The organism is Granulicatella elegans ATCC 700633, assembly GCF_000162475.2.
GTDB classification, from domain to species: domain Bacteria; phylum Bacillota; class Bacilli; order Lactobacillales; family Aerococcaceae; genus Granulicatella; species Granulicatella elegans.
On the sequence record NZ_KI391971.1, the window covers coordinates 390,524 to 412,982 of the forward strand.

The window sequence follows — 22,459 nt, forward strand, 5'->3', positions numbered from 1 at the left end:
TGATATTGTAATGTTAACAATAATGAAACAAGATACAATGAATCTTTTAAAAAATAAGCCAATTATGATGTATCTGCTAATTTATCCAATTGTTCTGATATTAATAACAGGGTTTGTATTTGGATCGATTTTTAGTGATGATATTTTAACATCATATGATTATTATGGTGTTACAATGTTGATTTATTTGTCCATGGCAACAGTAATTATATTGCCAGAATTATTATTTGGGAGTAATGTGAAGTATGCAAATTACAGAATTGTATATTCTCCGATTCCACGTTATAAGATTTATTTGTCAAAATTAATAGTTGCTATTTCTATTTCATATCTTATCCTAGCTTTTTATATGCTTATCTTTAATAGTACAGGGGTGGTAAACTATGGTAAATCTAATATTGCCTATAGTTTGTTACTTGACTTAGCCTTAGTAATTTTTTCTATCACATTTGGAGGTGCTTTCTGTGTATTGTTAAAAAGTGAAGATATTGTAACAAAAATTTTAAATTTAGTTATTAATGTTTTAGCAATTTTATCTGGTTTATTTTTCCCAATGTATATCTTTGGGGAAAAAATTGCTAATTTATCTGCCTTATCCCCAATTTCAAAAGTGATGTCAACTTTTTTTAGTATCATTTACGATAAAAATTATAGTTCATATTTTAATACATTATCAATTTTGTTACTATGTTCAGTACTATTTGTAATTATCATTCATTTTAAGTATCGACCTGAAAATTTTGGAGAGTGAAAAAATGAAATTTATTATTTTAAGAAATAACTTACAACGTTTTTTGAAAGAAAAAACATATGCTATTATATCTTTTCTACTTGTTTTTATAACCATCGCAGCAACATCATTTGTAGTAACAATGGAAAGTCAAAAAGTAAAGATTGGTGTAACAAAAACTGCCATTGAACTACTAGAGATGAATGATAACAACATTTCTGTCAAAGAAGTAGAAAGAGATATGAACTATTATACTAATCTAATATCAGGCGAATACGATGCATATATCAACAAAGAGGATGGAAAATATAAAGTAACTACAGTCAGAAACTCAACTTTAGGTATGAAATTAAGTCAGTATTTAAATGAAGGAAAATCATTAATTGCTTCTAGCGATAATAATTATTATAAAATTATTATTACTGTTATGGCTATGAGCTCTATGATACTCTCGTTAATACTATACAGATATTATTTTGATGATAGAAATGGACTGGATAAACGAATCTATCTAAGTGGAGTTTCCAATTTTTCTTATGTTTTACAACAGGTATTGTTTAATTTTTTGATTTTATTTACTACTAATTTATTAAGTAGTTTTATTTTACTTCCTTTATTTGATCTTAATATTTCATGGAAGTTAGTCCTATATATTCTCTTAATTGAGTTATTTTCAGCAAACTTTGGAATGTTTTTATCTACTTTGACTAAAAAAAATCAAGGAGCGCTTATAATTGGAACAATGGTATCTGTTATAACTATGCTTCTTTCAGGTGCGTTATTTTCTGTAAAAATAGGTTCCGTTCAAGATAAGATACATTATATCTTTCCTCAGCATTATTTTTCGAATTTAGGGAAAAATATTGATGCTAATTTAACTAATTTGGCTCATTCAGTTACAGTAATTGTAGGTTATACACTTTTGTTTTTCTTGCTTGCAAATTACTTACAAAATCAAAAAGTAGGAGAATGATACATTTTCCGGATTTTGACACTTTAAAGAATCAATAAGGCTCCTAAACGTTGATTTAACAATGTTTAAGAGCCTTATTTTTGGAAAATTCGTACTTTTCTTATTATTTTGTGGACAAGTAAATTGTTTTTCTAGTTTATGATTTAATACTCGGTAAAGTGTTAATGCCAAGAACTTTATCAAAAAATTTACCTCAATTGGATCTTTTTTTACAAAGAAAACCTGGTTTAGATTTAAATTCACTTTTCATAATACGGGAACTTTCTTCAATTTACTATCTTCTTTGACCAATACGAATAATGTTTTTAAAAAAATAGGTTTGATGAAATCTTTTTATTACTAGGATACAAGGACGACCAAATCCTGAAAATGGATTTGGTCGTCCTTGTTCTATCTATTTATACTTGAATGGCAGAAACAACTTGTTCTAAGTTTAAAATCATGGTTAAATCTTCGCTTAGAAAAACAAAATGATTGTTTGGTTGAATACAGCTTTTAATAATGCCTTTTTTAGTAAATTGTTGTAATTCACCTTTTGAATTATATTGTTCAAATAAAAGAGTAATTTCTTTTTTGAAATAGTAACTATTATGAATCGTCTCAACAACATCAATTAATGGCATTACAGGTGTAAATGAAGTTGATTCTGTTGGAAATTGTAAACTATTTAATAATGGTTGAATAAATGAATGAAATGGTTTTTTATATTGTTCCATAATTGGACCTCCCGAACAAATGTTTGTATTTGTATTATACGAACATTTGTTCTGAAATGCAAACATTATTTTAAAAAAATAAAAAATATTTTTAAAAAAGGTAGAGTTTCTTCCTATTAAACTATAATGATAATAGAGAAGAGTAGAATAGAATTATCGTTTGATACATTTAAGAAAGCAAGGTATAATAACAAAAGTAGGAATTTATTATCGAATCCAGACCTATGAGATGGGAGGTGTACTATGAGCCAAAAAATTGTAGAATCTGTTCAAGCTATTGAAAATCAAGCTCAACAATTAAAAGAAGATTTTCAAAAGAAAATTGATGAAGCAAAAATTCAAGCGAATCAAAAGATTTCTGAATCTAAAAAGAATGTAGATATCGCTTTGACGAATTATGAAAAAGAATTAGAGGATAAATATTCTCAAAAGAAATTGGATTTCCAAGAAGAATTAGCATCTCTTCAAAACGAAGAAATTCAACAAATACAACAAGTATTTGAAGCCAATCGACAAGAATTGGTTCAGGAAACAATTAAGGAGGTGTTAAAACGATATGGCAATTGCTAAAATGAAAAAATTGATGTTTATTGCACCAAATCGTATTCAAAGCCAATTGATGGACGCGGTTCAAGAATTACAATCATTAGAATTCATTTCCTTAAGTCAAGGGCAATCCATGTTAGAAGAATCAAAACCTTCGAATCAAAAAAATCTTCAAGAGTTAGAAAGTAAAGTAGAACGATTACAAGAAGATATTCGCTTTTTAGAAAAATATCTAAAACAACCTTCACTCATGAAAAAATTGAAAACTAAGAAAGAAACGTTTACGATTGAAGAACTTCAACAAACCGTTTCTAATTGGGATTATCAAGAATTAATGGAGAGTGTTGAAAAGTATCGAGTACAACTACAAAAATTTGAAGAGAAAAACGCAGAGCTTATTGAAACTGAGACTCTACTTAGAAAATGGGGAAATTTAGACTTCCATCCAAAGGAAATCTTTAAACAACCATTTACGAAGACGAAAATGGGGACGATTCCTCAAACAACGGATAATCGTTATTTAGAAAGTCTAAAAGAGAGTCAGTGGATTGTCGTTCAGGAAGTGTATCATACAAGAGAAGAAGTTGGAGTATTTGCAACTTATTCAAGAAAACATCAACAAGAAGCTAAAGAAGAATTAGCGAAAGTGAATTTTAGTGTGACATGGTACCCATTTGACCATAGCCCTAAAGAAGAATTGCAATTGAATTTAGAACGTCAAAAGCAATTAAAAGAAGCTAAAAATTCATTAGTACAAGAAATGCAACAACAAGAGGATCTTGTTAGAAAATTAAAATTGTATTGTGAATATGCGTTTAATGAATGGCAAAAAGAAATTGCAAAAGAACAATTGTATTCAGGAGAGCATTTATTCTGCTTACATGGTTATTTATGTGATGATGTGGTGGAACAAGCAAAACAACAAATAGAAGAGTATGGAATTGCTTCTCAAGTGACCGTAGTAGAATTGGACATTGACCCAGAAGAATATGAAGAAACTCCTACTGTTTTGAAAAACCATTCGCTCATTAAACCATTTGAAATGATGATTGAGATGTATGGTTTACCAAAATATGGAGAGGTGGATCCAACGCCATTTACAGCGCCGTTTTATCTTGTGTTCTTTGGAATGATGTCTGCAGATATAGGATATGGACTTGTTTTATGGTTAGCAACTTTCCTTGCGTTAAAACTATTTGTATTAGATAAAGGAATGAAACGTAATTTAATGTTCTTCCATTTATTAAGTTATCCAACAGTAGCTTGGGGAATTATCTTTGGTTCATTCTTTGGAGTGGATATGCCATTCCAACCGTTATCGCTTTCAAAAGATTTAACGACGATTATGATTTTATCAATCATTTTTGGGGTTATTCAAATTATTGTAGGTCTATTTATAGGGGCTTATAGTAATTGGAAGAAAAAAGATTATGCTAATGCGTATACCACTCATATTGGATGGTTAGCGATTATTTTTGGCTTAATTTTATATTTAGTAGGTTCGATGATTTTAAATATACCGATTCTTGCAACTATTGGCTCTTATGTAGCGATTATTGCAGCGGTACTAATTGTTATCGTATCTATGTTGACAAGTTCGAATAAATTTGCGGGCTTGGCAACTGGTTTATATAACTTATATGGTATTAGTGGTTATGTGGGAGATGTTGTTAGCTATACTCGTTTGATGGCTTTAGCAGTATCAGGCGGTAGTATTGCAGCAGCATTTAACATGTTAGTGACTTTCTTACCACCAGTTGCAAGGGTTACAGTAGGAATTCTTCTGTTAATTGCGCTTCATGGGTTAAATATTTTCCTAACATTTTTAGGAGCATATGTTCATGGATTAAGATTACAGTTTGTAGAATTCTTTGGTAAATTCTATGAAGGTGGCGGAAGAGCTTTAAAACCATTTAAAACGTATGAAAAATATATTGAAACAAAACAAAAATCAAATCAATAAGATGGAGGAAGATTTATTATGACAAACTGGTTAACATTTTTTACTGAAAATTCTGGAGGTTTTATTTTCGCAGCATTAGGAATGGGTGTAGCAAGTATTTTTTCAGGAATTGGTTCTGCAAAAGGTGTAGGGATTGCAGGGGAAGCTGCAGCATCGTTAATTAAAGAACAACCTGAAAAATTCGTTCAAGCGTTAATTTTACAATTATTACCTGGTACTCAAGGGATTTATGGTTTCATCATTGCATTCTTCATTATGCAAAAAATGAGCGCAACAATGCCTTTAAGTTCTGGTTTATACTTATTAATGGCAGCATTACCAATTGCATTCACAGGTTTATTATCTGGTATTGCTCAAGGGAAAGTAGCAGCTGCTGGTGTTCAAATTTTAGCGAAAAAACCAGAAGAATCTACTAAAGGAATTATCTTTGCAGCCATGGTTGAAACTTATGCAATCTTAGGATTATTGGCTTCATTCTTAATTATCAATCAATTAGGTTAGGAGTTGGAACGTTTGAAAGATTTAGAGCAACTAAAACAACAAGTATTAAAAGAAGTCGAAGAAGATTTCTCACATCAATTGGCTGTTGCTACTAAAGAAGAAGAAGAACGTACAAATGTCATGAATGCAACTTTAGCAGAACAAGAAGTGGCAAAGAAAACTCAATTAAAACAACGTGCAAAACAACTTTGGGATAAAGAGAAACAATCTTTAGTCAATGCGAGTAAAAAAGAAATTTTACAAGAAAAAAGAAGATTACTCGATAGCGTGTTTGATGAAGTTTACTCCTTAATGTCTGGATGGAGTGGCGTAACATTAGTACAGTTTATTCAATCGGCAGTAGCTCAATTACCTAAACAAGAAAAAATCACATTAGTATTAGGGGAAGCAACGGCAAGTCAATTATCACAAGAAGATATTCACCAATTAACGAATGCTTCTGAATTAGAAGTGTCACAAACGACTTTAAAACAAAAAGTTGGATTTGTTTTACAACAATCAGGAATTGAATACAACTATTTATTCGATGCACTATTAAAGGATTTAAAACAAGAATACTCACCAGAGTTAGCTAAAAAAGCTTTTGAAAGATAGGAGGGATTTCAATGAATGATTTAGCTTATTCAGGAATCAATACTACTGTTCGTATTTTAGAACAACAATTACTTTCAAAAGATATCATGAATAGTTTATTAGCTTCAAAAGAGTTACAACAAGCTTTAGAAGTGTTACAAAAAACGGCTTATGGTTTTCAAACGGATGAATTATTGCAAACGAAACAATTTGATGCAGTATTAATGAAGCATTTGAAAAATCAGTATGAGGAATTATATGAATTAACTCCTACACCTGAATTATTAGATATTTTTTCAATTCGTTATACGTATCATAATTTAAAAGTGTTATTAAAAGAAAAATTTGCAAAAAAAGATTTTTCACATTTATTAATACCTATTGGTCGCTATTCATTAGTAACCTTAAAACAATTAGTAGAAACTCGAGATTCTCAAGATGTTCCTAGCGTTATGGTGAAAGCCGTTCGAGAAGCTTATGAAGATTTTGAAAATTTTGAACGATTAGAAACTGCTGATGTTTTTATGGATACTTATTATTTTAGACATTTAAGAATGTTAGAACGTGAATTGCAAGATGATAAAGTGACAGAATTTGTTAATTTAATGATTGATTTAGAAAATATTGCTACTTTAATCCGAGCAAGTGCTCAAAAACAATCAAGAAGCTTTTTACAAACTGTATTATCAAATGAAGGAACGGTATCGAAAACTCAATTAATCGATACATTCCAAGAATTAGGGTGGGCATCATTAATACAATTATTTGAGGGTGTTTCTTATAAAGAAGAATTGGAAAGTATTTTATCTCAAGAAAACATTTCTGTATTGAAATTAGAATTATTGAAAGATGAATGTATTTATCGTTATTTAAAAGATGCGACATTCGATGCTTTTGGACCTTATCCATCCCTTGCCTATATTCATGCTAGTGAAATGGAAGTGAAAAATATTCGATTGATTTTAGTAGGAATCGATAATGGGTTTAGTGAAGAACAATTAAGAGAAAGGATGCGACCAGTTTATGGCTCATAAAATTGCAGTTGTTGGAGATAAAGACTCAGTCCTTCCTTTCAAAATTCTTGGTTTTGATGTGTTTCCTGCTCATGAAAGTTTAGAAGCAAGAGAAACCATTGATCGATTGGCAAGTGAAGAGTATGGAATTATTTATGTCACAGAAGCCATTGCTTCTGAAATTGCTGAAACAATTCGTCGTTATGATGCAGTTGTTTCACCAGCAATCATTTTAATTCCAAATCATAAAGGTTCATTATCCATTGGAAAATCAAGAATTCAAGAAAATGTAGAAAAGGCTGTAGGTCAAAACATTTTATAATTCGTAAAATTTAGTTAAGAGGAGGTACTTCGGTGAAGAGCGGAAGAATCGTAAAAGTATCAGGACCATTAGTGACCGCTGAAGGTATGGAAGATGCAAATATTCAAGATATTTGTCATGTAGGTCACCTTGGACTGATTGGTGAAATTATTGAGATGCGTAAAGGCGTTGCCTCTATTCAAGTTTATGAAGAAACGTCTGGAATAGGACCAGGAGAACCAGTAACAACGACAGGAGAAGCACTTTCTGTTGAATTAGCTCCCGGAATCATCTCTCAAATGTTTGATGGAATTCAACGTCCATTGAATACATTTAAAGAAGTATCTAACAGTGATTTTTTAGTTCGTGGAACGGTAGTAGCCCCATTAGATCGTCAAAAAGAATGGGAGTTTCACGCAACGGTAGCAGTTGGACAAACTGTTGAAGCTGGAGACATTGTAGGTTATGTACAAGAAACAAAAGTTGTTCAACATAAAATTATGGTTCCTTATGGAGTAAAAGGAACAGTAACAAGTATTTCAAGTGGAACGTATCGAATTGAAGATACGGTTTATACAGTTGAAACAGAAGAAGGAGAAAAATCTTTCAACCTTATTCAACGTTGGCCAGTTCGTCAAGGACGTCCATTTAAAGTGAAGAAAAATACGGAAGTTCCAATGTTAACAGGACAACGTGTTATTGATACTTTCTTCCCTGTAACAAAAGGGGGAGCTGCAGCTGTACCTGGCCCATTCGGAGCTGGTAAAACAGTTGTTCAGCACCAAATTGCAAAATGGTCTGACGTAGATATCGTAGTTTACGTAGGTTGTGGTGAACGTGGTAATGAGATGACAGACGTATTAAATGAGTTCCCAGAATTAATTGATCCAACAACTGGCGAATCAATTATGGAAAGAACAATTTTAATTGCGAACACATCAAACATGCCAGTAGCAGCTCGTGAAGCTTCTATTTATACAGGGATTACAATTGCAGAGTATTTCCGTGATATGGGATACAGTGTTGCGATTATGGCGGATTCAACTTCACGTTGGGCAGAAGCATTACGTGAAATGTCAGGACGTTTAGAAGAAATGCCTGGGGATGAAGGATATCCTGCTTACTTAGGTAGCCGTATTGCAGAATATTATGAACGTGCAGGGCGTGTTGTTACTTTAGGTAGTGAAGGCCGTGAAGGTACTATTACTGCTATTGGTGCGGTATCACCTCCAGGGGGAGATACTTCAGAACCTGTTACACAAAATACATTACGTGTTGCTAAAGTATTCTGGGGATTAGATGCAACATTAGCACAAAAACGTCACTTCCCATCTATGAACTGGTTAACTTCTTATTCTTTATACAATCAAGAAGTTGGAAAATATATGGATGAACACATTCATGAAAATTGGTCATCTATGGTTCAACATGCAATGCAAACATTGCAAGAAGAAGCAAGTTTAGAAGAAATTGTACGTTTAGTTGGTTTAGAGTCATTATCTGAAAAAGACCGTTTAACAATGACTATTGCGAAATCCATTCGTGAAGATTACTTACAACAAAATGCCTTTGACGATGTGGATACATTCACTTCTCGTGAAAAACAATATCGTATGTTAGATTTAATTTTAACATTTGAAGAACAAGCAAGACATGCGATGAGCGTTGGTGCTTACTATGCAGAAATTATGGATGGAACAGAAGAAATTCGTGACCGTATTGCTCGTTCAAAATATATTCCAGAAAGTCAAATGGAACAATTTACAGCGATTAAAGAACAAATTCAAGAAGATGTTAAAGCAACTATTCAAAAAGGAGGAATGACAAATGCTTAAAGAATATCGTACGATTAGTGAAGTTGTCGGCCCTCTAATGATGGTTGAACAAGTAGAAGGCGTTAAATTTGATGAGTTAGTAGAAATCCAATTACAAAATGGAGAAACTCGTCATGGTCAAGTACTAGAAGTACATGAAGATAAAGCGATGGTACAAATTTTTGAAGGACCTAGCGGCATCAACATTCGTGATTCAAAAGTACGTTTTAAAGGGAAACCTTTATCGTTAAATGTATCAGAAGATATGGTTGGTCGTATTTTTGATGGAATGGGAAATGTGATTGATGGTGGTCCTGAATTATTACCGGAAGCATCTTTAGATGTAAATGGACAAGCGATTAACCCAGTTTCTCGTGACTATCCGGATGAATTTATTCAAACAGGAATTTCAGCAATCGACCATTTAAATACATTAGTTCGTGGACAAAAATTGCCAGTATTCTCTGGTTCAGGTTTACCTCATAAAGAATTAGCGGCTCAAATTGCTCGTCAAGCTACTGTGTTAAATAGTGACGAAAAATTTGCGGTAGTATTTGCTGCAATGGGAATTACCTTTGACGAAGCAGAATACTTTATGGAAGACTTCCGTAAAACAGGAGCGATTGATCGTTCGGTTATGTTCATTAACTTAGCAAATGACCCAGCGATTGAAAGAATTGCGACTCCTAAAATTGCCTTAACAACAGCTGAATATTTAGCGTATGAAAAAGACATGCACGTGTTAGTTATCATGACAGATATGACAAACTACTGTGAAGCATTGCGTGAAATTTCTGCAGCTCGTCGTGAGGTTCCAGGTCGTCGTGGATATCCAGGTTACTTATATACAAACTTATCGACATTATATGAACGTGCGGGACGTTTAGTAGGACGTAAAGGGTCTGTAACTCAAATTCCAATTTTATCAATGCCTGAAGATGATATTACACACCCAATTCCAGACTTAACAGGTTATATTACTGAAGGTCAAATTATTTTGGATCGTGCATTAGATAAACAAGGAATTCAACCTCCAATTAATGTATTGCCATCTCTTTCTCGTTTGAAAGATAAAGGTTCAGGTGAAGGAAAAACTCGTAAAGACCATGCTTCAACGATGAACCAATTATTTGCTGCCTATGCAACAGGAAAACAAGCAAAAGAATTAGCAGTCGTTTTAGGGGAATCTGCTTTATCAAAAACAGATAAATTATATGTTGAATTTACAGATCGATTCGAAAAAGAATACATCAGCCAAGGATTCCAAACGAATCGTACCATTCAAGAAACATTAGATTTAGGTTGGGAATTACTATCAATTTTACCTCGTACGGAATTAAAACGTATCAAGGATGAAATGCTTGATGAATTTTTACCTAAAGGGGAGTGATTCCTAAATGGTGAGATTAAATGTAAAACCAACAAGAATGGAATTGTCTAAGTTAAAACAGCGATTAACCGTTTCTGTTCGTGGTCATAAATTATTAAAAGATAAGCAAGATGAATTAATGAGACAATTCATTGAGTTAATTCGTAAAAATAATGAATTACGTGATCAAGTTGAAAAACGTTTAACAGCAGGAATGAAAAGTTTTGTGTTAGCGAAAGCAACGCTAGAAGAAGCTTTTATTGAAGAACTAGTAGCAATTCCTCCACAAAGTGTCACATTGAATTTACAAGAAAAAAATATTATGAGTGTTTCTGTTCCAGAAATGAATTTTACGGTAGTAGAACAAAATCAAGAGAGTGATTTTAAATATGGTTATTTAAACTCCAATAGTGAGATTGATCATTCAATTGAAGAAATTTCTGCAGTGTTACCAGATTTATTATCATTAACAGAAATTGAAAAAACTTGTCAGTTATTAGCTGATGAGATTGAGAAAACACGTCGAAGAGTAAATGCTTTAGAATATCGTATGATTCCTCAATTAGAAGAAACGATTTACTACATTGAAATGAAGTTAGAAGAACAAGAACGTGCAAGTATTACTCGTATTATGAAAGTAAAAGATATGGGTCAAAAATCATAATAATAAAACGAGCATCTTGAAATAAAGATGCTCGTTTTTTGTTGTCGTTATTTTACCCAAATATGAAATGAATGAGGGTCAACTTCTTTTTCGGAGAGGACGCTACTTGAACTAATCTGATAGTGTAATAATTTATTGGCTACTAAAATTAATAAAGTGTCGTCATCTATTTGTTTCACATCTTTTAAAGAATCCTTATTAACATCAAATCCGAATTCAGATAAATCGATGAATTGTGAGGTCTGATTTGTTAAATGAAAAAGGGTGAACCCAATTTTTTTAGAATATACTGTTGAATGTTCAATAGCTACTAAATCACCTTTTAATTCAAACAGATTGCTAGGAGCAATTTCAGGTAAATCAATGAACTCTTTTGTTCCTAAATTCATATCATAGTGGAACATTTGTCCTAGAACTATTTTTTCTTTCGTATAGTCTTTATGATAACCACTTGAAGTTGCGTATAAGTGATTTCCTCTTACCAAGCTATTGTTAAAGTAATAAGTGACTTCTGGTTGCTCGTATAACGGTTCTTTATAATTCAACTGTAATTTGCTGTTATGAAGTGAAAAATGATATAAATTATTTAGGGCCTGATGATTTGAATCACCTTTGACATCTGTTCCTAAAAAATAAAGATGATTTCCCCCGTTTGAAAAATCTGAAAGAATGATTGGTTCTTCAAAAATATATTTATCTACTTTTTTTAATGTTGAATCAAAAGTTGTTAAATAATTTGAAGCGGAAGTGAAATAGTAATCAGGATTTGAGCCGGAAGATGTATAAGCATAGTCATCTGTTTTATGGTGTTTGATTTCCCCTGCTTTAAAATCAACAGATGTAACTCTTCCAATGACACCGTGTGGTTTTCCTTCCTCAGAAAATACTAAATAACGATTGGAAAGTTCTGCACGTTTAACGGTCGGATTGATTTGCCCTTTAACAATTTCTACTTTTTCATTAGAAACGTTTTTGAAATTAGAATCGTCTAATTTGTATCCTTCAATGTTGTGGTATCCCACTATATAAAAATCAGCATCTGATGAGATAGAGAAATGCTTGGTGAGTGATTCGAAAATCTTTGGTGTTAAGAAAAGTGCTAATATTACGAGTACAATAACAACAGGAAAAATAAATTTTAGTTTTTTCGATTTCTTCTTCATAAATGATTTCCCCTTTTGCACTAAAATGTAAACCTTTTCAAACTTATCTTTATCATATTGGGTTTTTAGAAAAAAGTCAATATTTTATGTGCGTCGTATCACAATATTTTTCCGGTTTATTAAAGAAAAAACACAGATAAAAATGAGGAGAAGATTATAATTTGTTGAGGAAGTGATATTTTTTCTGCTTTGGCTTGTTGTTCGACTTAAGTTTATGATAAGATAGTAGAAAGCTTTAAAAAGAATGGAGTTTTGAGACGATTATGACAAAAAGAGGATTGTTAATCGTTTTATCTGGACCATCAGGCGTAGGGAAAGGAACAGTTAGAGCTGCAATTTTTTCAAAAGGGGAACAAAAATTTGTTTACTCAATTTCAGCCACAACTCGTAAACCACGAACAGGTGAAACAGATGGAGTCGATTATTTCTTCAAGACAAGAGAAGAATTTGAACAAATGATTCAAAATAAACAATTATTGGAATATGCTGAATATGTTGGGAATTATTATGGCACTCCACTAGAATATGTAGAAAATACATTAGCAACAGGGAAAGATGTGTTTTTAGAAATTGATGTACAAGGTGCTATTCAAGTTCGTGAATTAATGCCAGAGGGAGTGTTTATTTTCTTAACGCCACCTGATTTAAATGAATTAGAAAGCCGTATTGTTAATCGAGGAACAGATTCCGATGAAGTAATTGCGAAGCGTATGAAAACAGCTCGTGAAGAATTAGAGTTGATGAAGTATTATGATTACTCTGTAGTGAACGATACAGTAGATAATGCAGTTCAAAAAATCGAAGCAATTATTCAAACGGAGCACTTGCGAATCATTAGAAATTTAGATACTATAGAAGAGTTAGAAGAAATACTGGATGAAGAGTAGAAAGAGGTAATCTATTATGATGTTATATCCTTCAATTGATAAATTATTGAACAAAATTGATTCAAAATATTCTTTAGTAATTTTATCAAGTAAAAGAGCTCATGAATTACACCATCATGAACCACAAAAATTAGAAGACTATCAATCAGATAAAAATGTTGGCCGTGCGTTAGAAGAAGTTATCGCTGGTGAATTAGGAATTCGTGAAGATAGTATTCCTGAAGAAGTTTAATGATGAAGAAGCCTTGAAGTGGAGAAATCCCTTCAAGGTTTTTATTTTTATAAATAAAATTTAAGACTGAATAAATGGTTTTCTATTTTTTGAAAAAGATGATACACTATTCTTATGATGTAAATTGGGGTAAGTGTACCTCTAAAGCGAGGTGAAATCATGTTTGCACAAGTAATTGTAGATGTTCCAGTAAAACAAGTGAATCGACCATTTGATTATAGAATTCCTGAAATCTTCGAAGGAGAAATCGAAGTAGGAATGAGAGTAGTAGTTCCATTTGCTGGAAGAAGTGTGCAAGGTTTTGTTGTTTCAATTCGTCCAACATCTGATTTTGATGGGGAATTAAAAGAAATTGAACGATTGATGGATCTTGAACCTGTTCTCTCAAAAGAAATGATTGAATTAGGAGAATATATGTCCAATCATTTATTCGCCTTTTTAATTCACTGTTATCAAACAATGTTACCAGCGATGTTAAAAACAACAACAAGAAAGTTATTTGTATTAAAAAATCCCCAAGAGCAAGAAGAAATTTTTCAAAGAATTTTTAATGGGCAATTAGAAATAGAAGTCACGGATGAAATGCCAAAGGAAATTTTGGCAGAGTTACTACGTTTAAAACAAAAAGGAATTGTTCAAACAAAAACTTTAGTAGAAGACCGCAAACAAATAAAAACAGAAGATTGGATTGTATTATCGTATTTACCTGAAGAATATTTGGAAATGATGAAGCAAGTTCCAAAAAATGCGGCAAAACAATTAAGATTTCTAGAGGGCTTGTCTAGTTTAGAGAATACAGAAATTGCGAAAGCTGAATTTATGACTCGCTTTAATGTTGTGCAAGCAGATGTGAAAAAAGCTTTTGAAAAAGGTTGGATTCTTTTAGAAAAAAGAGCAGTAGATAGAGATCCTTATGCGGGGAGAAAAATTATCAACTCGAAACCATTTGAACTAAATGAAGAGCAAAAACAAGTCTTTCAACAAGTGTTAGAAGAAGAAATTGATGAAACCTCTCATGTTTATTTATTGCAAGGCGTGACAGGCTCAGGAAAGACAGAAGTGTATCTTCAATGGATTGGAGAAGCCATTCAAAAAGGGAAAAGCGCTATGATGCTTGTTCCAGAAATTTCATTAACTCCTCAAATGGTTCAACGATTCAAAGAACGATTTGGGAATCGAGTAGCTGTTTTACATAGTGGGTTGAATCCTGGAGAAAAACATGATGAATGGCAAAAAATAAAAGAAGGTCGAGCAGACATTGTTGTTGGAGCAAGATCTTCGGTATTTGCTCCTTTAGAAAATATTGGCATTATTATTTTGGATGAAGAACATGAGAGTACTTATAAGCAGGATGATACTCCACGTTATCATGCGAGAGATATTGCGATTTGGAGAGGGAAATATCATCGCTGTCCTGTCATACTTGGTAGTGCAACTCCAAGTTTAGAATCTCGAGCAAGAGCAGAAAAGGGAGTTTATCGTTTATTACGTTTAACAAAACGTGCTAAACATCAATCATTACCTCAAGTTCATGTGCTTGATATGAAACAAGAATTTTTGGCGCAAAAAGGAAGTTTCTCCAAACGTTTATTACAAGCGTTAGAAGACCGATTAGAAAAAGGAGAGCAAAGTGTGTTGCTCTTAAATCGAAGAGGATATTCGTCCTTTATTATGTGTCGAGATTGTGGTTATGTATTGGAATGTCCAAATTGTGATATTTCTTTGACGCTTCATATGGATACAAAAGTGATGAAATGCCATTACTGTGGGCATGAAGAAGGTATTCCAAATCACTGTCCGAAATGTCATAGCCGACAAATTCGTTATTTCGGAACGGGAACTCAAAAGCTTCAAGAAGAATTAGAGCAATTGTTGCCAACTGCAAGAGTTATTCGAATGGATGTCGATACAACTCGTAAAAAGGGACAACATGAAGCGTTGTTAAAACAATTTGAAGAACAAAAAGCGGACATTTTAATTGGAACACAAATGATCGCTAAAGGGTTAGATTTTCCAAATGTTACTTTAGTAGGGGTCGTCAATGCAGATACAGCTTTAAATATTCCGGATTTTAGGGCTGCAGAAAAAACTTTCCAATTATTAACGCAAGTAGCAGGAAGAGCTGGTAGAGGAGATAAGGCTGGAGAAGTATTTATTCAAACATATAATCCAGATCATTATGCGATTCAATTAGCACAAAATCACTATTACGAAGCTTTCTTTGCTCAAGAAATGAAAATGAGACATCTTGCTCATTATCCGCCCTACTATTTTACAGTGATGATTACAGTTTCTAGTGAACAAGAATATGCTGCACAAAAACAGGCTTATAAAATTAAAAAGGTATTGGAAGGTAAACTATCTTCTCAATCTGTCTTATTAGGACCGAGTGCAAAATCAATTGCTAGAATGAATAACCGTTATTATTATCAATTAATTATTAAATATAAAAAAGATCCAGTATTAGATATTTTATTACATGAGGTCTTAGTCAATACTCAATCGACTCCACAATCAAAAGTAGCGGTATCCATTGATGTAGAACCTCAATATTTTTTATAAGGATAGGAAGTGGAATTTTGAAAAAAATTATTTTTATGGGAACACCCGAATTTTCAACAAAAGTATTACATGCTTTAGTTAGTTCAGAAGAATATGAAGTGATTGCGGTTGTGACTCAACCAGATAGACCAGTTGGACGTAAAAAAGTGATTACGCCATCACCCGTAAAAAAATATGCATTAGAACAAAATATTGCTGTATATCAACCAGAAAAATTAACGGGTTCAGAAGAATTAGAACAACTAATGGCATTAGATGCTGATTTAATTGTGACAGCTGCTTATGGTCAGTTTTTACCAAAGAAATTTTTAGAATTTCCAAAACAGGGTGCTGTCAATGTCCATGCATCCTTATTACCAAAATATCGCGGAGGTGCACCGATTCATTACGCTATTATAAATGGGGATTCTCATACAGGTGTAACTATTATGCGAATGGTTAGCAAAATGGATGCGGGAAATATTTTGTCACAACGCTCGATTCCAATTGAACAAACTGATGATGTAGCTTCCATGTTTGAAAAATTAAGTATAGTAGGTGCGGAATTATTATTAGACACATTACCGAAAATTTTTGATGGGACAATTACTGAAATTGTACAAGATGAAGCGTTCGTAACGTATTCTCCAAATATTACACGAGAACAAGAACAAATCGATTGGACAAAAGAAGCAAAAATGGTAGATTGCTTTATCCGTGGCTTACGTCCTTGGCCAACTTCATTTACTATATTAAATGGAGAAAGAGTGAAAATTTGGCAAGTGAAGGTAGTAGATCAAACAACTGCTGAACAACCAGGAACATTATTTAAAGAAAATCATCATTTGTATGTAGCATGTGGTAATCAAACCGTATTAGAAATTATTGAATTACAACCTGCAGGAAAAGCTAAAATGAGTTCAGATGCCTTTATGAATGGTTTTGCTTCTGTTATTGAAGAGAAAGCTTGCTTTGAAGGGGTAAATCATGGATAAGGTCAGAAATGCAGTTGTAGACTTATTAGTTCAAGTGGAACAAGATCAATCTTATTCAACGATTAGTTTGAAAAAGGTAATTGAGCAACAAAAATGGACTGCAAAAGATAAAGGTTTGTTAACTGAATTGTTTTATGGAACGATTCAGCGAAAAATGACGATTGATTTTTATTTAGCTCCTTATATTCAAAAAGCAAAGAAAATTCAACCATGGGTGAAACAATTGCTAAGAATTTCCATTTACCAAATGGTGTTTTTGGATAAAATTCCAGATCATGCAGCGATTTTTGAAGCAGTACAAATTGCGAAAAAACGTGGTCATCAAGGCATTGCTAAATTTGTCAATGGCGTACTTAGAAATTTCCAAAGAAATGATCTAAGAAGTTTTGAGGAAATAAAAGATACAGATGAAAGAATGAGTGTACAGTATAGTATTCCAAAATGGATGTACCAATTATTTAAACAACAGTATGGGGTAGAACAAGCACAACAAATTTCTGAATCTATTTTAACGGCGCCAAGTGTTAGTGTTCGTATTCAACCGAATCATTTGAATCAAGAGCAAGTAAAACAACTTCTATTAGAAGAAGGAGTTCAAACTAGAGAGAGTACCTTATCGAATAGATGTTTAATTGTGGAAGAGGGAAATGTATTCCTCTCAAAAACTTTTGAAAAAGGGATTATTACGATTCAAGATGAAGCTTCATCATTAGTAGCACAAGTTGCTAATTTAAAACCAACAAATAAAGTGCTTGATACATGTGCAGCACCTGGTGGAAAGACAACTCATATTGCAAGCTATTTAGATCCATCAAAAGGTGGACGTGTAGACGCTTTAGACTTATATGAACATAAATTAAAAAAAATACAAGAAAATGCCAAAAGGTTACAAGTGGATGATTGTATTTCAATGAGAATATTAGATGCTCGTAATGCTCAAGAAGCTTATCCAACTGAAAGTTTTGATGCGGTATTTGTGGATGCTCCTTGTTCAGGATTAGGTTTAGTTCGTCGTAAACCGGATATAAAATATACAAAAAGTTTAAAAGATTTAAAGAGTTTAGAAAAAATTCAACTTGATATTTTATTATCTGCTTCAAAAATGGTAAAATCAAAGGGAAGTCTAGTATATTCTACGTGTACAATTAATAAGGCAGAAAATAGAGAGCTGGTTAATCAATTTTTAGAAGAGAACCCGGCATTTGAAATTGAACCGATTGGAAAGTGGATTCATAAAGATACAGAAGATATTACAATATTACCAAATGACTTTAATAGTGATGGGTTTTATATTTGTAAATTAGTGAAAAAATCTTAAACATTAAGGAGGGATTGTATGAAATTTGCTATAAAAAGTGATGTTGGTCAACGAAGAAAAGTAAACGAAGATGCTGCTGGCTACTTTGAAAGCAAAAATAACATCCCGCTTATGATGGTTTGCGATGGAATTGGTGGACATAATGCAGGAGACGTGGCGAGTTCAATGGCGCTAATGGCGATTGGACAAGCATGGGAAAAGACTCATTTTGATGATATGGAAGAAGCATATCAATGGCTCGTTAAAAAAATTGAAGAAGCTAACGATGATATTCTTTCACGTTCTACTCAATACGCTGATTTATATGGAATGGGGACAACTTTAGTAGCTGCATGTGTCATTGGAAATCAATTAATGATTGCTAATGTTGGAGATAGTCGAGCTTATGTTTTGAGAAACTTCCAATTAAAGCAATTAACAGAAGATCAAAGTTTAGTCAATGCATTATTGAAATCAGGTGAAATCACTCCTGAAGAAGCAGAACATCATCCAAATAAAAATATCGTGACACAGTCATTAGGAGTAACTTCGGCTGTCGAAATTGATTTTGTCAGAATGACTGTGAAAGAAGAAGATATCTTATTACTATGTAGTGATGGACTTAGTGATATGTTGTCATTAGAAGAAATAAGAAATGTTCTAAATCATTATTCAGATTTGGAACAACAAGTAGAAAAAGCTGTTCAAGCGGCTAATGAGTCAGGTGGTCGTGATAATATTACAGTTGCGATTGCAAAAATTCACCTTAGAGAGGAGGAAGCCTAATGCTAGAAGCTGGTAGAACATTAAATGGACGTTATAAAATTCAATCTTTAATTGGAACTGGCGGAATGGCTGCGGTTTACCTTGCAAAGGATTTAATTTTAGATCGATTAGTTGCCATTAAAGTATTACGATTAGATTTTCGCCAAAATGATGATGCGATGAGAAGATTTAGAAGAGAAGCTTTGTCAGCGACTCAATTAACTCACCCAAACATTGTAGGTGTATATGATGTTGGACAATCACAAGAAATGAATTACATTGTGATGGAATATGTAGAAGGAACCGATTTAAAAGATTATGTGAGACAAAAAGGTGCACTACATCCTATTGAAGCTGTTCGTATTATGATGCAAATTGTATCAGCGATTGCAGCTGCACATCAAAATCGCATTATTCACCGTGATATTAAACCACAAAATATTTTAATTGATAAAGAAGGAAATGTTAAAATAACAGATTTTGGAATTGCAGTTGCTTTATCAGATACTTCATTAACTCAAACGAATACATTGCTAGGTTCAGTACATTACTTATCACCAGAACAAGCAAGAGGTGGTATGGCGACCATTCAAACAGATATTTATGCTTTAGGTATTGTGTTATATGAACTATTAACAGGAAAAGTACCTTTTGATGGAGAGTCCGCAGTTTCTATTGCGCTGAAACATTTCCAAGAACCATTACCAACGATTGTAAATCCGATTGCAATGGTTCCACAGAGCTTAGAAAATATTGTATTAAAAGCTACTGCAAAAGATCCAATGCATCGCTATAGAAGTTGTTATGAAATGTTTCAAGATTTGAAAACTTGTTTAGACTCTACAAGACTATATGAAAAGAAATTTGTACCAGCAAGTTTTTCAGGAGAAACAAAAGTACTAACACCAATTCATACACAAAAAGTTAAACCAATTCAAACAAGTAAAGAAATACCAGTTGTAGAAATGGATGAAGAGAAACCAGTTAAAAAGAGACGTAAATGGCCTTGGCTCATTCTACTCTTATTAATTTCAATAGTAGGAATAATGGCTTTTGTATTTTTACAATCTAGTCCAAAAGAAGTTCAAGTGCCAGATGTAACGAATTTAACAGAAGCAGCCGCTAAAACAAAATTAGCAGATGCCAAATTAAATGTTACAGATGTCATTCAGATAAAATCGGATGAAATTGAAAGTGGAAAAGTCATCGAAACGAATCCAAAAGCTGGTAGTACAGTAAAAGAAAAATCAAAAATTGCGATTAAAGTAAGTTCAGGAAAAGAAGCTATTACAATGAAAGACTATCGTAATAAAAATTATGAAGCTGCAAGAGATGAATTAAAAAAACTAGGATTTACAGTGGAAAAGCAAGAAGAAAATTCTGATAGTGTAGAATCTGGTAAAGTGATTTCTCAAAGTATTGCTCCAAATCAAAAAGTAGAAGGGAAAGATCCAGTAATTACATTAGTAGTTAGTAAAGGAGAAAGCTCTATTAAAATGGCTAACCTAACAGGTTATACAAGAGCAGGAGCCATTGAATATGCAAATTCAAACAATTTAGCATTAACTATTACTGAAGAAGAAAACGAAGCAACTGTAGATACAGTCATTAGACAATCAATACGAGAAGGTGCAGAAGTGAAAAAAGGAACTGCACTTACAATTGTATTATCAAAAGGTAAAAAGGAACATACAGTAACAAAACAAATTGTAATTCCTTATCAAAAGAATGCTCAAAATAATGGTCAAAAAAAAGTTAATAAAATTTCAATATATATTGAAGATACGAAACATCAAATTTCCAATGTGTATAACACATTAGAAATCACGGAAGATACTACGCTGAATTTAACATTTACTTTAAGTAATTCTCAACCAATAGGAAAATATAAAATTGTAAGTGATGGAAAAGAAATTTCATCAGGAAATGTACAATAAGAAAGAAAGACTGTAGCGAAAATGAAGTGACCCCAAAAAGTTAGACTTTTTTTGAGACGACTTAAGTCGTCTCTTTTTGATTAATAAAACAAAATGTATGAATAACCCCCTAGGGGGTTCGCGCCAAAATTTTGGCGCTTTTTTTCTTGGATATATTACTATAACTTTCAAATAAATTTACTAGCTAAGCACTACAAGAAGAGTTTGAATGACACATTCTATAGTTTACTGGACTTAGTCCATCCAGTTTGATTTTTATACGTTTATTGTTGTAATAATCAATATAATTAATAATGGCTTTCTCTAATTCGTCAAGAGACTTAAATTCCTTTTCAAATCCATAAAACATTTCTGATTTCAAAATACCAAAGAAAGATTCCATCATACCATTATCTGTACTGTTTCCCTTACGCGACATAGACGGTAGTATACCTTTGTTCTCTAAAAATTGATGGTAAGAATCATGCTGGTATTGCCACCCTTGGTCACTATGGAGAATTGTGTTCTCGTACTTTTTATCTGTAAAGGCCTCCTTCAACATTATCTTTACTTGTTGTAAGTTAGGTGAGCGTGAAAGATTGTACGCAATAATTTCACTGTTGAATCCATCTAAAACTGGCGATAAATATAGTTTCTGTTCACTACTTGGAATGGCAAACTCAGTTACATCTGTGTAGCATTTTTCCATTGGTTTAGCACCTTCAAAATCACGTTGAATCAGATTGCCTGATCTCTTACCAACATCTCCTTGGTATGAATAATACTTACGTTTACGACGAATACGAGCGATTAAACCAAGCACTTTCATCAAGCGTTGTACCTTCTTATGATTCACTTTAAATCCACGATTTCTCAATTCTAAATGAATTCTACGGTAACCATAGTTTCCCTTATGTTCGGTAAAAATGGCTTGTATTTCATCTTTAATCTGTTGATCCTTATCTGGTTGGTTCATTTGTTTTAAATGGTAATAGTACGTTGAACGAGCTAATTTAATTACTTTAAGAAGAATATCCAATGGAAATTCATTGATTAATTCTTGAACAATTTCAGTCTTTCTTCTTTCGCTTTTTCCTCCTTCAATCGGAGTTCTCTCAACTTTTTTAGAATGGCATTCTCCGCTCTTAAGTATTCATTCTCTAGTTGAAGACGTTCTAACTCTGTCATTTCTTCTATTGTTTTCTTTGGTTTACGTCCCATTATTCTTGGTCTCCCTTTTGTTTTCTCAACAATAGTATACCCATTTTTCTTATAGTGTGCTAGCCAATTCGAAAGTAAACCCCAATTTGGAAGTGCATAATCAATAGATACACTTGATTGTGAACGACCTTCTAAAAGAACTTTATCCATTATTTCCTGCTTTAGCTCTGGTGAATAGTAACGATTTTTTTCTTTTTTAACAATTTCTATCCCATATCGATCAATCAATCGAACTATGTATTTAATATTAGAAACGGCGATATCGTATTTCTGTGAAAG

The 22,459-nt window shown here is 32.7% G+C and carries 21 protein-coding genes; 18 read left to right on the forward strand and 3 right to left on the reverse strand.

Annotated features, from left to right (window positions below; genetic code table 11):
* The first annotated feature begins 10 nt into the window (after positions 1-10).
* Together HMPREF0446_RS01715 and HMPREF0446_RS01720 are read left to right on the forward strand one after the other, a co-directional pair.
* Entirely contained in the window at positions 11-751 is a 741-nt protein-coding gene (locus HMPREF0446_RS01715) for an ABC transporter permease (RefSeq protein WP_006703577.1), read from the forward strand.
* A 4-nt stretch (positions 752-755) separates the two neighbouring features.
* The gene (locus HMPREF0446_RS01720) at positions 756-1,703 is read left to right on the forward strand and encodes an ABC transporter permease (RefSeq protein WP_020991271.1); all 948 of its coding nucleotides are present in this window, start codon (positions 756-758) and stop codon (positions 1,701-1,703) included.
* A gap of 398 nt (positions 1,704-2,101) precedes the next feature.
* Here the strand turns inward: HMPREF0446_RS01720 and HMPREF0446_RS01725 are convergent, their stop codons facing one another.
* Positions 2,102-2,419, reverse strand: a complete 318-nt coding sequence (locus HMPREF0446_RS01725) for a hypothetical protein (RefSeq protein WP_006703579.1) — start codon at positions 2,417-2,419, stop codon at positions 2,102-2,104.
* Between the two features lie 243 nt (positions 2,420-2,662).
* Here HMPREF0446_RS01725 and HMPREF0446_RS01730 point away from each other — a divergent pair, with 243 nt between their 5' ends.
* Genes HMPREF0446_RS01730 through HMPREF0446_RS01770 form a run of 9 tightly spaced genes read left to right on the forward strand, consistent with a single transcriptional unit; the run spans position 2,663 to position 11,163 of the window.
* Positions 2,663-2,989: a hypothetical protein gene (locus HMPREF0446_RS01730; protein WP_006703580.1), complete on the forward strand. Its 327-nt coding sequence runs from the start codon at positions 2,663-2,665 to the stop codon at positions 2,987-2,989.
* A complete protein-coding gene (locus HMPREF0446_RS01735; RefSeq protein WP_006703581.1) occupies positions 2,976-4,928 on the forward strand; it encodes a V-type ATP synthase subunit I in 1,953 nt (650 codons plus the stop codon). The genes HMPREF0446_RS01730 and HMPREF0446_RS01735 overlap by 14 nt, the downstream gene beginning before the upstream one ends.
* Before the next feature lie 18 nt (positions 4,929-4,946).
* Complete coding sequence (locus HMPREF0446_RS01740) at positions 4,947-5,429, forward strand: V-type ATP synthase subunit K (RefSeq protein ID WP_006703582.1); 483 nt, start codon at positions 4,947-4,949, stop codon at positions 5,427-5,429.
* 12 nt (positions 5,430-5,441) lie between these two features.
* A complete protein-coding gene (locus HMPREF0446_RS01745; protein ID WP_006703583.1) occupies positions 5,442-6,023 on the forward strand; it encodes a hypothetical protein in 582 nt (193 codons plus the stop codon).
* Between the two features lie 11 nt (positions 6,024-6,034).
* Positions 6,035-7,036, forward strand: a complete 1,002-nt coding sequence (locus HMPREF0446_RS01750; RefSeq protein ID WP_006703584.1) for a V-type ATPase subunit — start codon at positions 6,035-6,037, stop codon at positions 7,034-7,036.
* Positions 7,026-7,337, forward strand: coding sequence for a V-type ATP synthase subunit F (locus tag HMPREF0446_RS01755; RefSeq protein WP_006703585.1), 312 nt, complete (start codon positions 7,026-7,028; stop codon positions 7,335-7,337). The genes HMPREF0446_RS01750 and HMPREF0446_RS01755 overlap by 11 nt, the downstream gene beginning before the upstream one ends.
* Before the next feature lie 32 nt (positions 7,338-7,369).
* Positions 7,370-9,151 carry a V-type ATP synthase subunit A gene (locus tag HMPREF0446_RS01760; protein ID WP_006703586.1) on the forward strand — a complete coding sequence of 594 codons (1,782 nt, stop codon included), beginning with the start codon at positions 7,370-7,372 and terminating at the stop codon, positions 9,149-9,151.
* Positions 9,144-10,520 (forward strand): V-type ATP synthase subunit B, encoded by a 1,377-nt coding sequence (locus tag HMPREF0446_RS01765; RefSeq protein WP_006703587.1) that lies wholly within the window; start codon positions 9,144-9,146, stop codon positions 10,518-10,520. Before HMPREF0446_RS01760 ends, HMPREF0446_RS01765 begins: the two co-directional genes overlap by 8 nt.
* Positions 10,521-10,527: 7 nt before the next feature.
* Positions 10,528-11,163, forward strand: coding sequence for a V-type ATP synthase subunit D (locus HMPREF0446_RS01770; RefSeq protein WP_006703588.1), 636 nt, complete (start codon positions 10,528-10,530; stop codon positions 11,161-11,163).
* Between the two features lie 47 nt (positions 11,164-11,210).
* On the opposite strand, the gene HMPREF0446_RS01775 is transcribed toward HMPREF0446_RS01770, so the two are convergent.
* Complete coding sequence (locus HMPREF0446_RS01775; RefSeq protein ID WP_006703589.1) at positions 11,211-12,326, reverse strand: hypothetical protein; 1,116 nt, start codon at positions 12,324-12,326, stop codon at positions 11,211-11,213.
* A gap of 263 nt (positions 12,327-12,589) precedes the next feature.
* On the opposite strand from HMPREF0446_RS01775, the gene gmk reads away from it, so the two are divergent.
* The 7 genes from gmk (at position 12,590) to pknB (ending at position 20,980) form a co-directional block, all read left to right on the forward strand.
* A complete protein-coding gene (gmk, locus tag HMPREF0446_RS01780; protein ID WP_006703590.1) occupies positions 12,590-13,213 on the forward strand; it encodes a guanylate kinase in 624 nt (207 codons plus the stop codon).
* Positions 13,214-13,229: 16 nt separating this feature from the next.
* Positions 13,230-13,445 carry a DNA-directed RNA polymerase subunit omega gene (gene rpoZ, locus HMPREF0446_RS01785; RefSeq protein ID WP_006703591.1) on the forward strand — a complete coding sequence of 72 codons (216 nt, stop codon included), beginning with the start codon at positions 13,230-13,232 and terminating at the stop codon, positions 13,443-13,445.
* 159 nt (positions 13,446-13,604) lie between these two features.
* Positions 13,605-16,007 carry a primosomal protein N' gene (gene priA, locus HMPREF0446_RS01790; protein WP_006703592.1) on the forward strand — a complete coding sequence of 801 codons (2,403 nt, stop codon included), beginning with the start codon at positions 13,605-13,607 and terminating at the stop codon, positions 16,005-16,007.
* A 17-nt stretch (positions 16,008-16,024) separates the two neighbouring features.
* Positions 16,025-16,981, forward strand: a complete 957-nt coding sequence (gene fmt / locus HMPREF0446_RS01795) for a methionyl-tRNA formyltransferase (RefSeq protein WP_020991272.1) — start codon at positions 16,025-16,027, stop codon at positions 16,979-16,981.
* The gene (rsmB, locus tag HMPREF0446_RS01800) at positions 16,974-18,299 is read left to right on the forward strand and encodes a 16S rRNA (cytosine(967)-C(5))-methyltransferase RsmB (RefSeq protein WP_006703594.1); all 1,326 of its coding nucleotides are present in this window, start codon (positions 16,974-16,976) and stop codon (positions 18,297-18,299) included. The genes fmt and rsmB overlap by 8 nt, the downstream gene beginning before the upstream one ends.
* 18 nt (positions 18,300-18,317) lie before the next feature.
* Positions 18,318-19,064 carry a Stp1/IreP family PP2C-type Ser/Thr phosphatase gene (locus HMPREF0446_RS01805; protein WP_006703595.1) on the forward strand — a complete coding sequence of 249 codons (747 nt, stop codon included), beginning with the start codon at positions 18,318-18,320 and terminating at the stop codon, positions 19,062-19,064.
* The gene (gene pknB, locus HMPREF0446_RS01810) at positions 19,064-20,980 is read left to right on the forward strand and encodes a Stk1 family PASTA domain-containing Ser/Thr kinase (RefSeq protein WP_006703596.1); all 1,917 of its coding nucleotides are present in this window, start codon (positions 19,064-19,066) and stop codon (positions 20,978-20,980) included. Before HMPREF0446_RS01805 ends, pknB begins: the two co-directional genes overlap by 1 nt.
* A 184-nt stretch (positions 20,981-21,164) precedes the next feature.
* On the opposite strand, the gene HMPREF0446_RS01815 is transcribed toward pknB, so the two are convergent.
* Positions 21,165-22,459, reverse strand: a protein-coding gene (locus HMPREF0446_RS01815; RefSeq protein WP_211228164.1) for an IS3 family transposase whose coding sequence is annotated in 2 segments (ribosomal slippage) — positions 21,165-22,087 and positions 22,087-22,459 — 1,296 coding nt annotated over the 2 segments. Because the reading frame shifts where the segments join, the coding sequence is not laid out codon by codon here. This gene is flagged as partial in the annotation.

Bases quoted from the DNA above. Each gene is read 5' to 3' on its own strand.
- HMPREF0446_RS01715 (WP_006703577.1), top strand. From the start codon at position 11: ATGTTAACAATAATGAAACAAGATACAATGAATCTTTTAAAAAATAAG.
- HMPREF0446_RS01720 (WP_020991271.1), top strand. From the start codon at position 756: ATGAAATTTATTATTTTAAGAAATAACTTACAACGTTTTTTGAAAGAA.
- HMPREF0446_RS01725 (WP_006703579.1), bottom strand. From the start codon at position 2,419: ATGGAACAATATAAAAAACCATTTCATTCATTTATTCAACCATTATTA.
- HMPREF0446_RS01730 (WP_006703580.1), top strand. From the start codon at position 2,663: ATGAGCCAAAAAATTGTAGAATCTGTTCAAGCTATTGAAAATCAAGCT.
- HMPREF0446_RS01735 (WP_006703581.1), top strand. From the start codon at position 2,976: ATGGCAATTGCTAAAATGAAAAAATTGATGTTTATTGCACCAAATCGT.
- HMPREF0446_RS01740 (WP_006703582.1), top strand. From the start codon at position 4,947: ATGACAAACTGGTTAACATTTTTTACTGAAAATTCTGGAGGTTTTATT.
- HMPREF0446_RS01750 (WP_006703584.1), top strand. From the start codon at position 6,035: ATGAATGATTTAGCTTATTCAGGAATCAATACTACTGTTCGTATTTTA.
- HMPREF0446_RS01755 (WP_006703585.1), top strand. From the start codon at position 7,026: ATGGCTCATAAAATTGCAGTTGTTGGAGATAAAGACTCAGTCCTTCCT.
- HMPREF0446_RS01765 (WP_006703587.1), top strand. From the start codon at position 9,144: ATGCTTAAAGAATATCGTACGATTAGTGAAGTTGTCGGCCCTCTAATG.
- HMPREF0446_RS01770 (WP_006703588.1), top strand. From the start codon at position 10,528: ATGGTGAGATTAAATGTAAAACCAACAAGAATGGAATTGTCTAAGTTA.
- HMPREF0446_RS01775 (WP_006703589.1), bottom strand. From the start codon at position 12,326: ATGAAGAAGAAATCGAAAAAACTAAAATTTATTTTTCCTGTTGTTATT.
- gmk (WP_006703590.1), top strand. From the start codon at position 12,590: ATGACAAAAAGAGGATTGTTAATCGTTTTATCTGGACCATCAGGCGTA.
- rpoZ (WP_006703591.1), top strand. From the start codon at position 13,230: ATGATGTTATATCCTTCAATTGATAAATTATTGAACAAAATTGATTCA.
- priA (WP_006703592.1), top strand. From the start codon at position 13,605: ATGTTTGCACAAGTAATTGTAGATGTTCCAGTAAAACAAGTGAATCGA.
- rsmB (WP_006703594.1), top strand. From the start codon at position 16,974: ATGGATAAGGTCAGAAATGCAGTTGTAGACTTATTAGTTCAAGTGGAA.
- HMPREF0446_RS01805 (WP_006703595.1), top strand. From the start codon at position 18,318: ATGAAATTTGCTATAAAAAGTGATGTTGGTCAACGAAGAAAAGTAAAC.
- pknB (WP_006703596.1), top strand. From the start codon at position 19,064: ATGCTAGAAGCTGGTAGAACATTAAATGGACGTTATAAAATTCAATCT.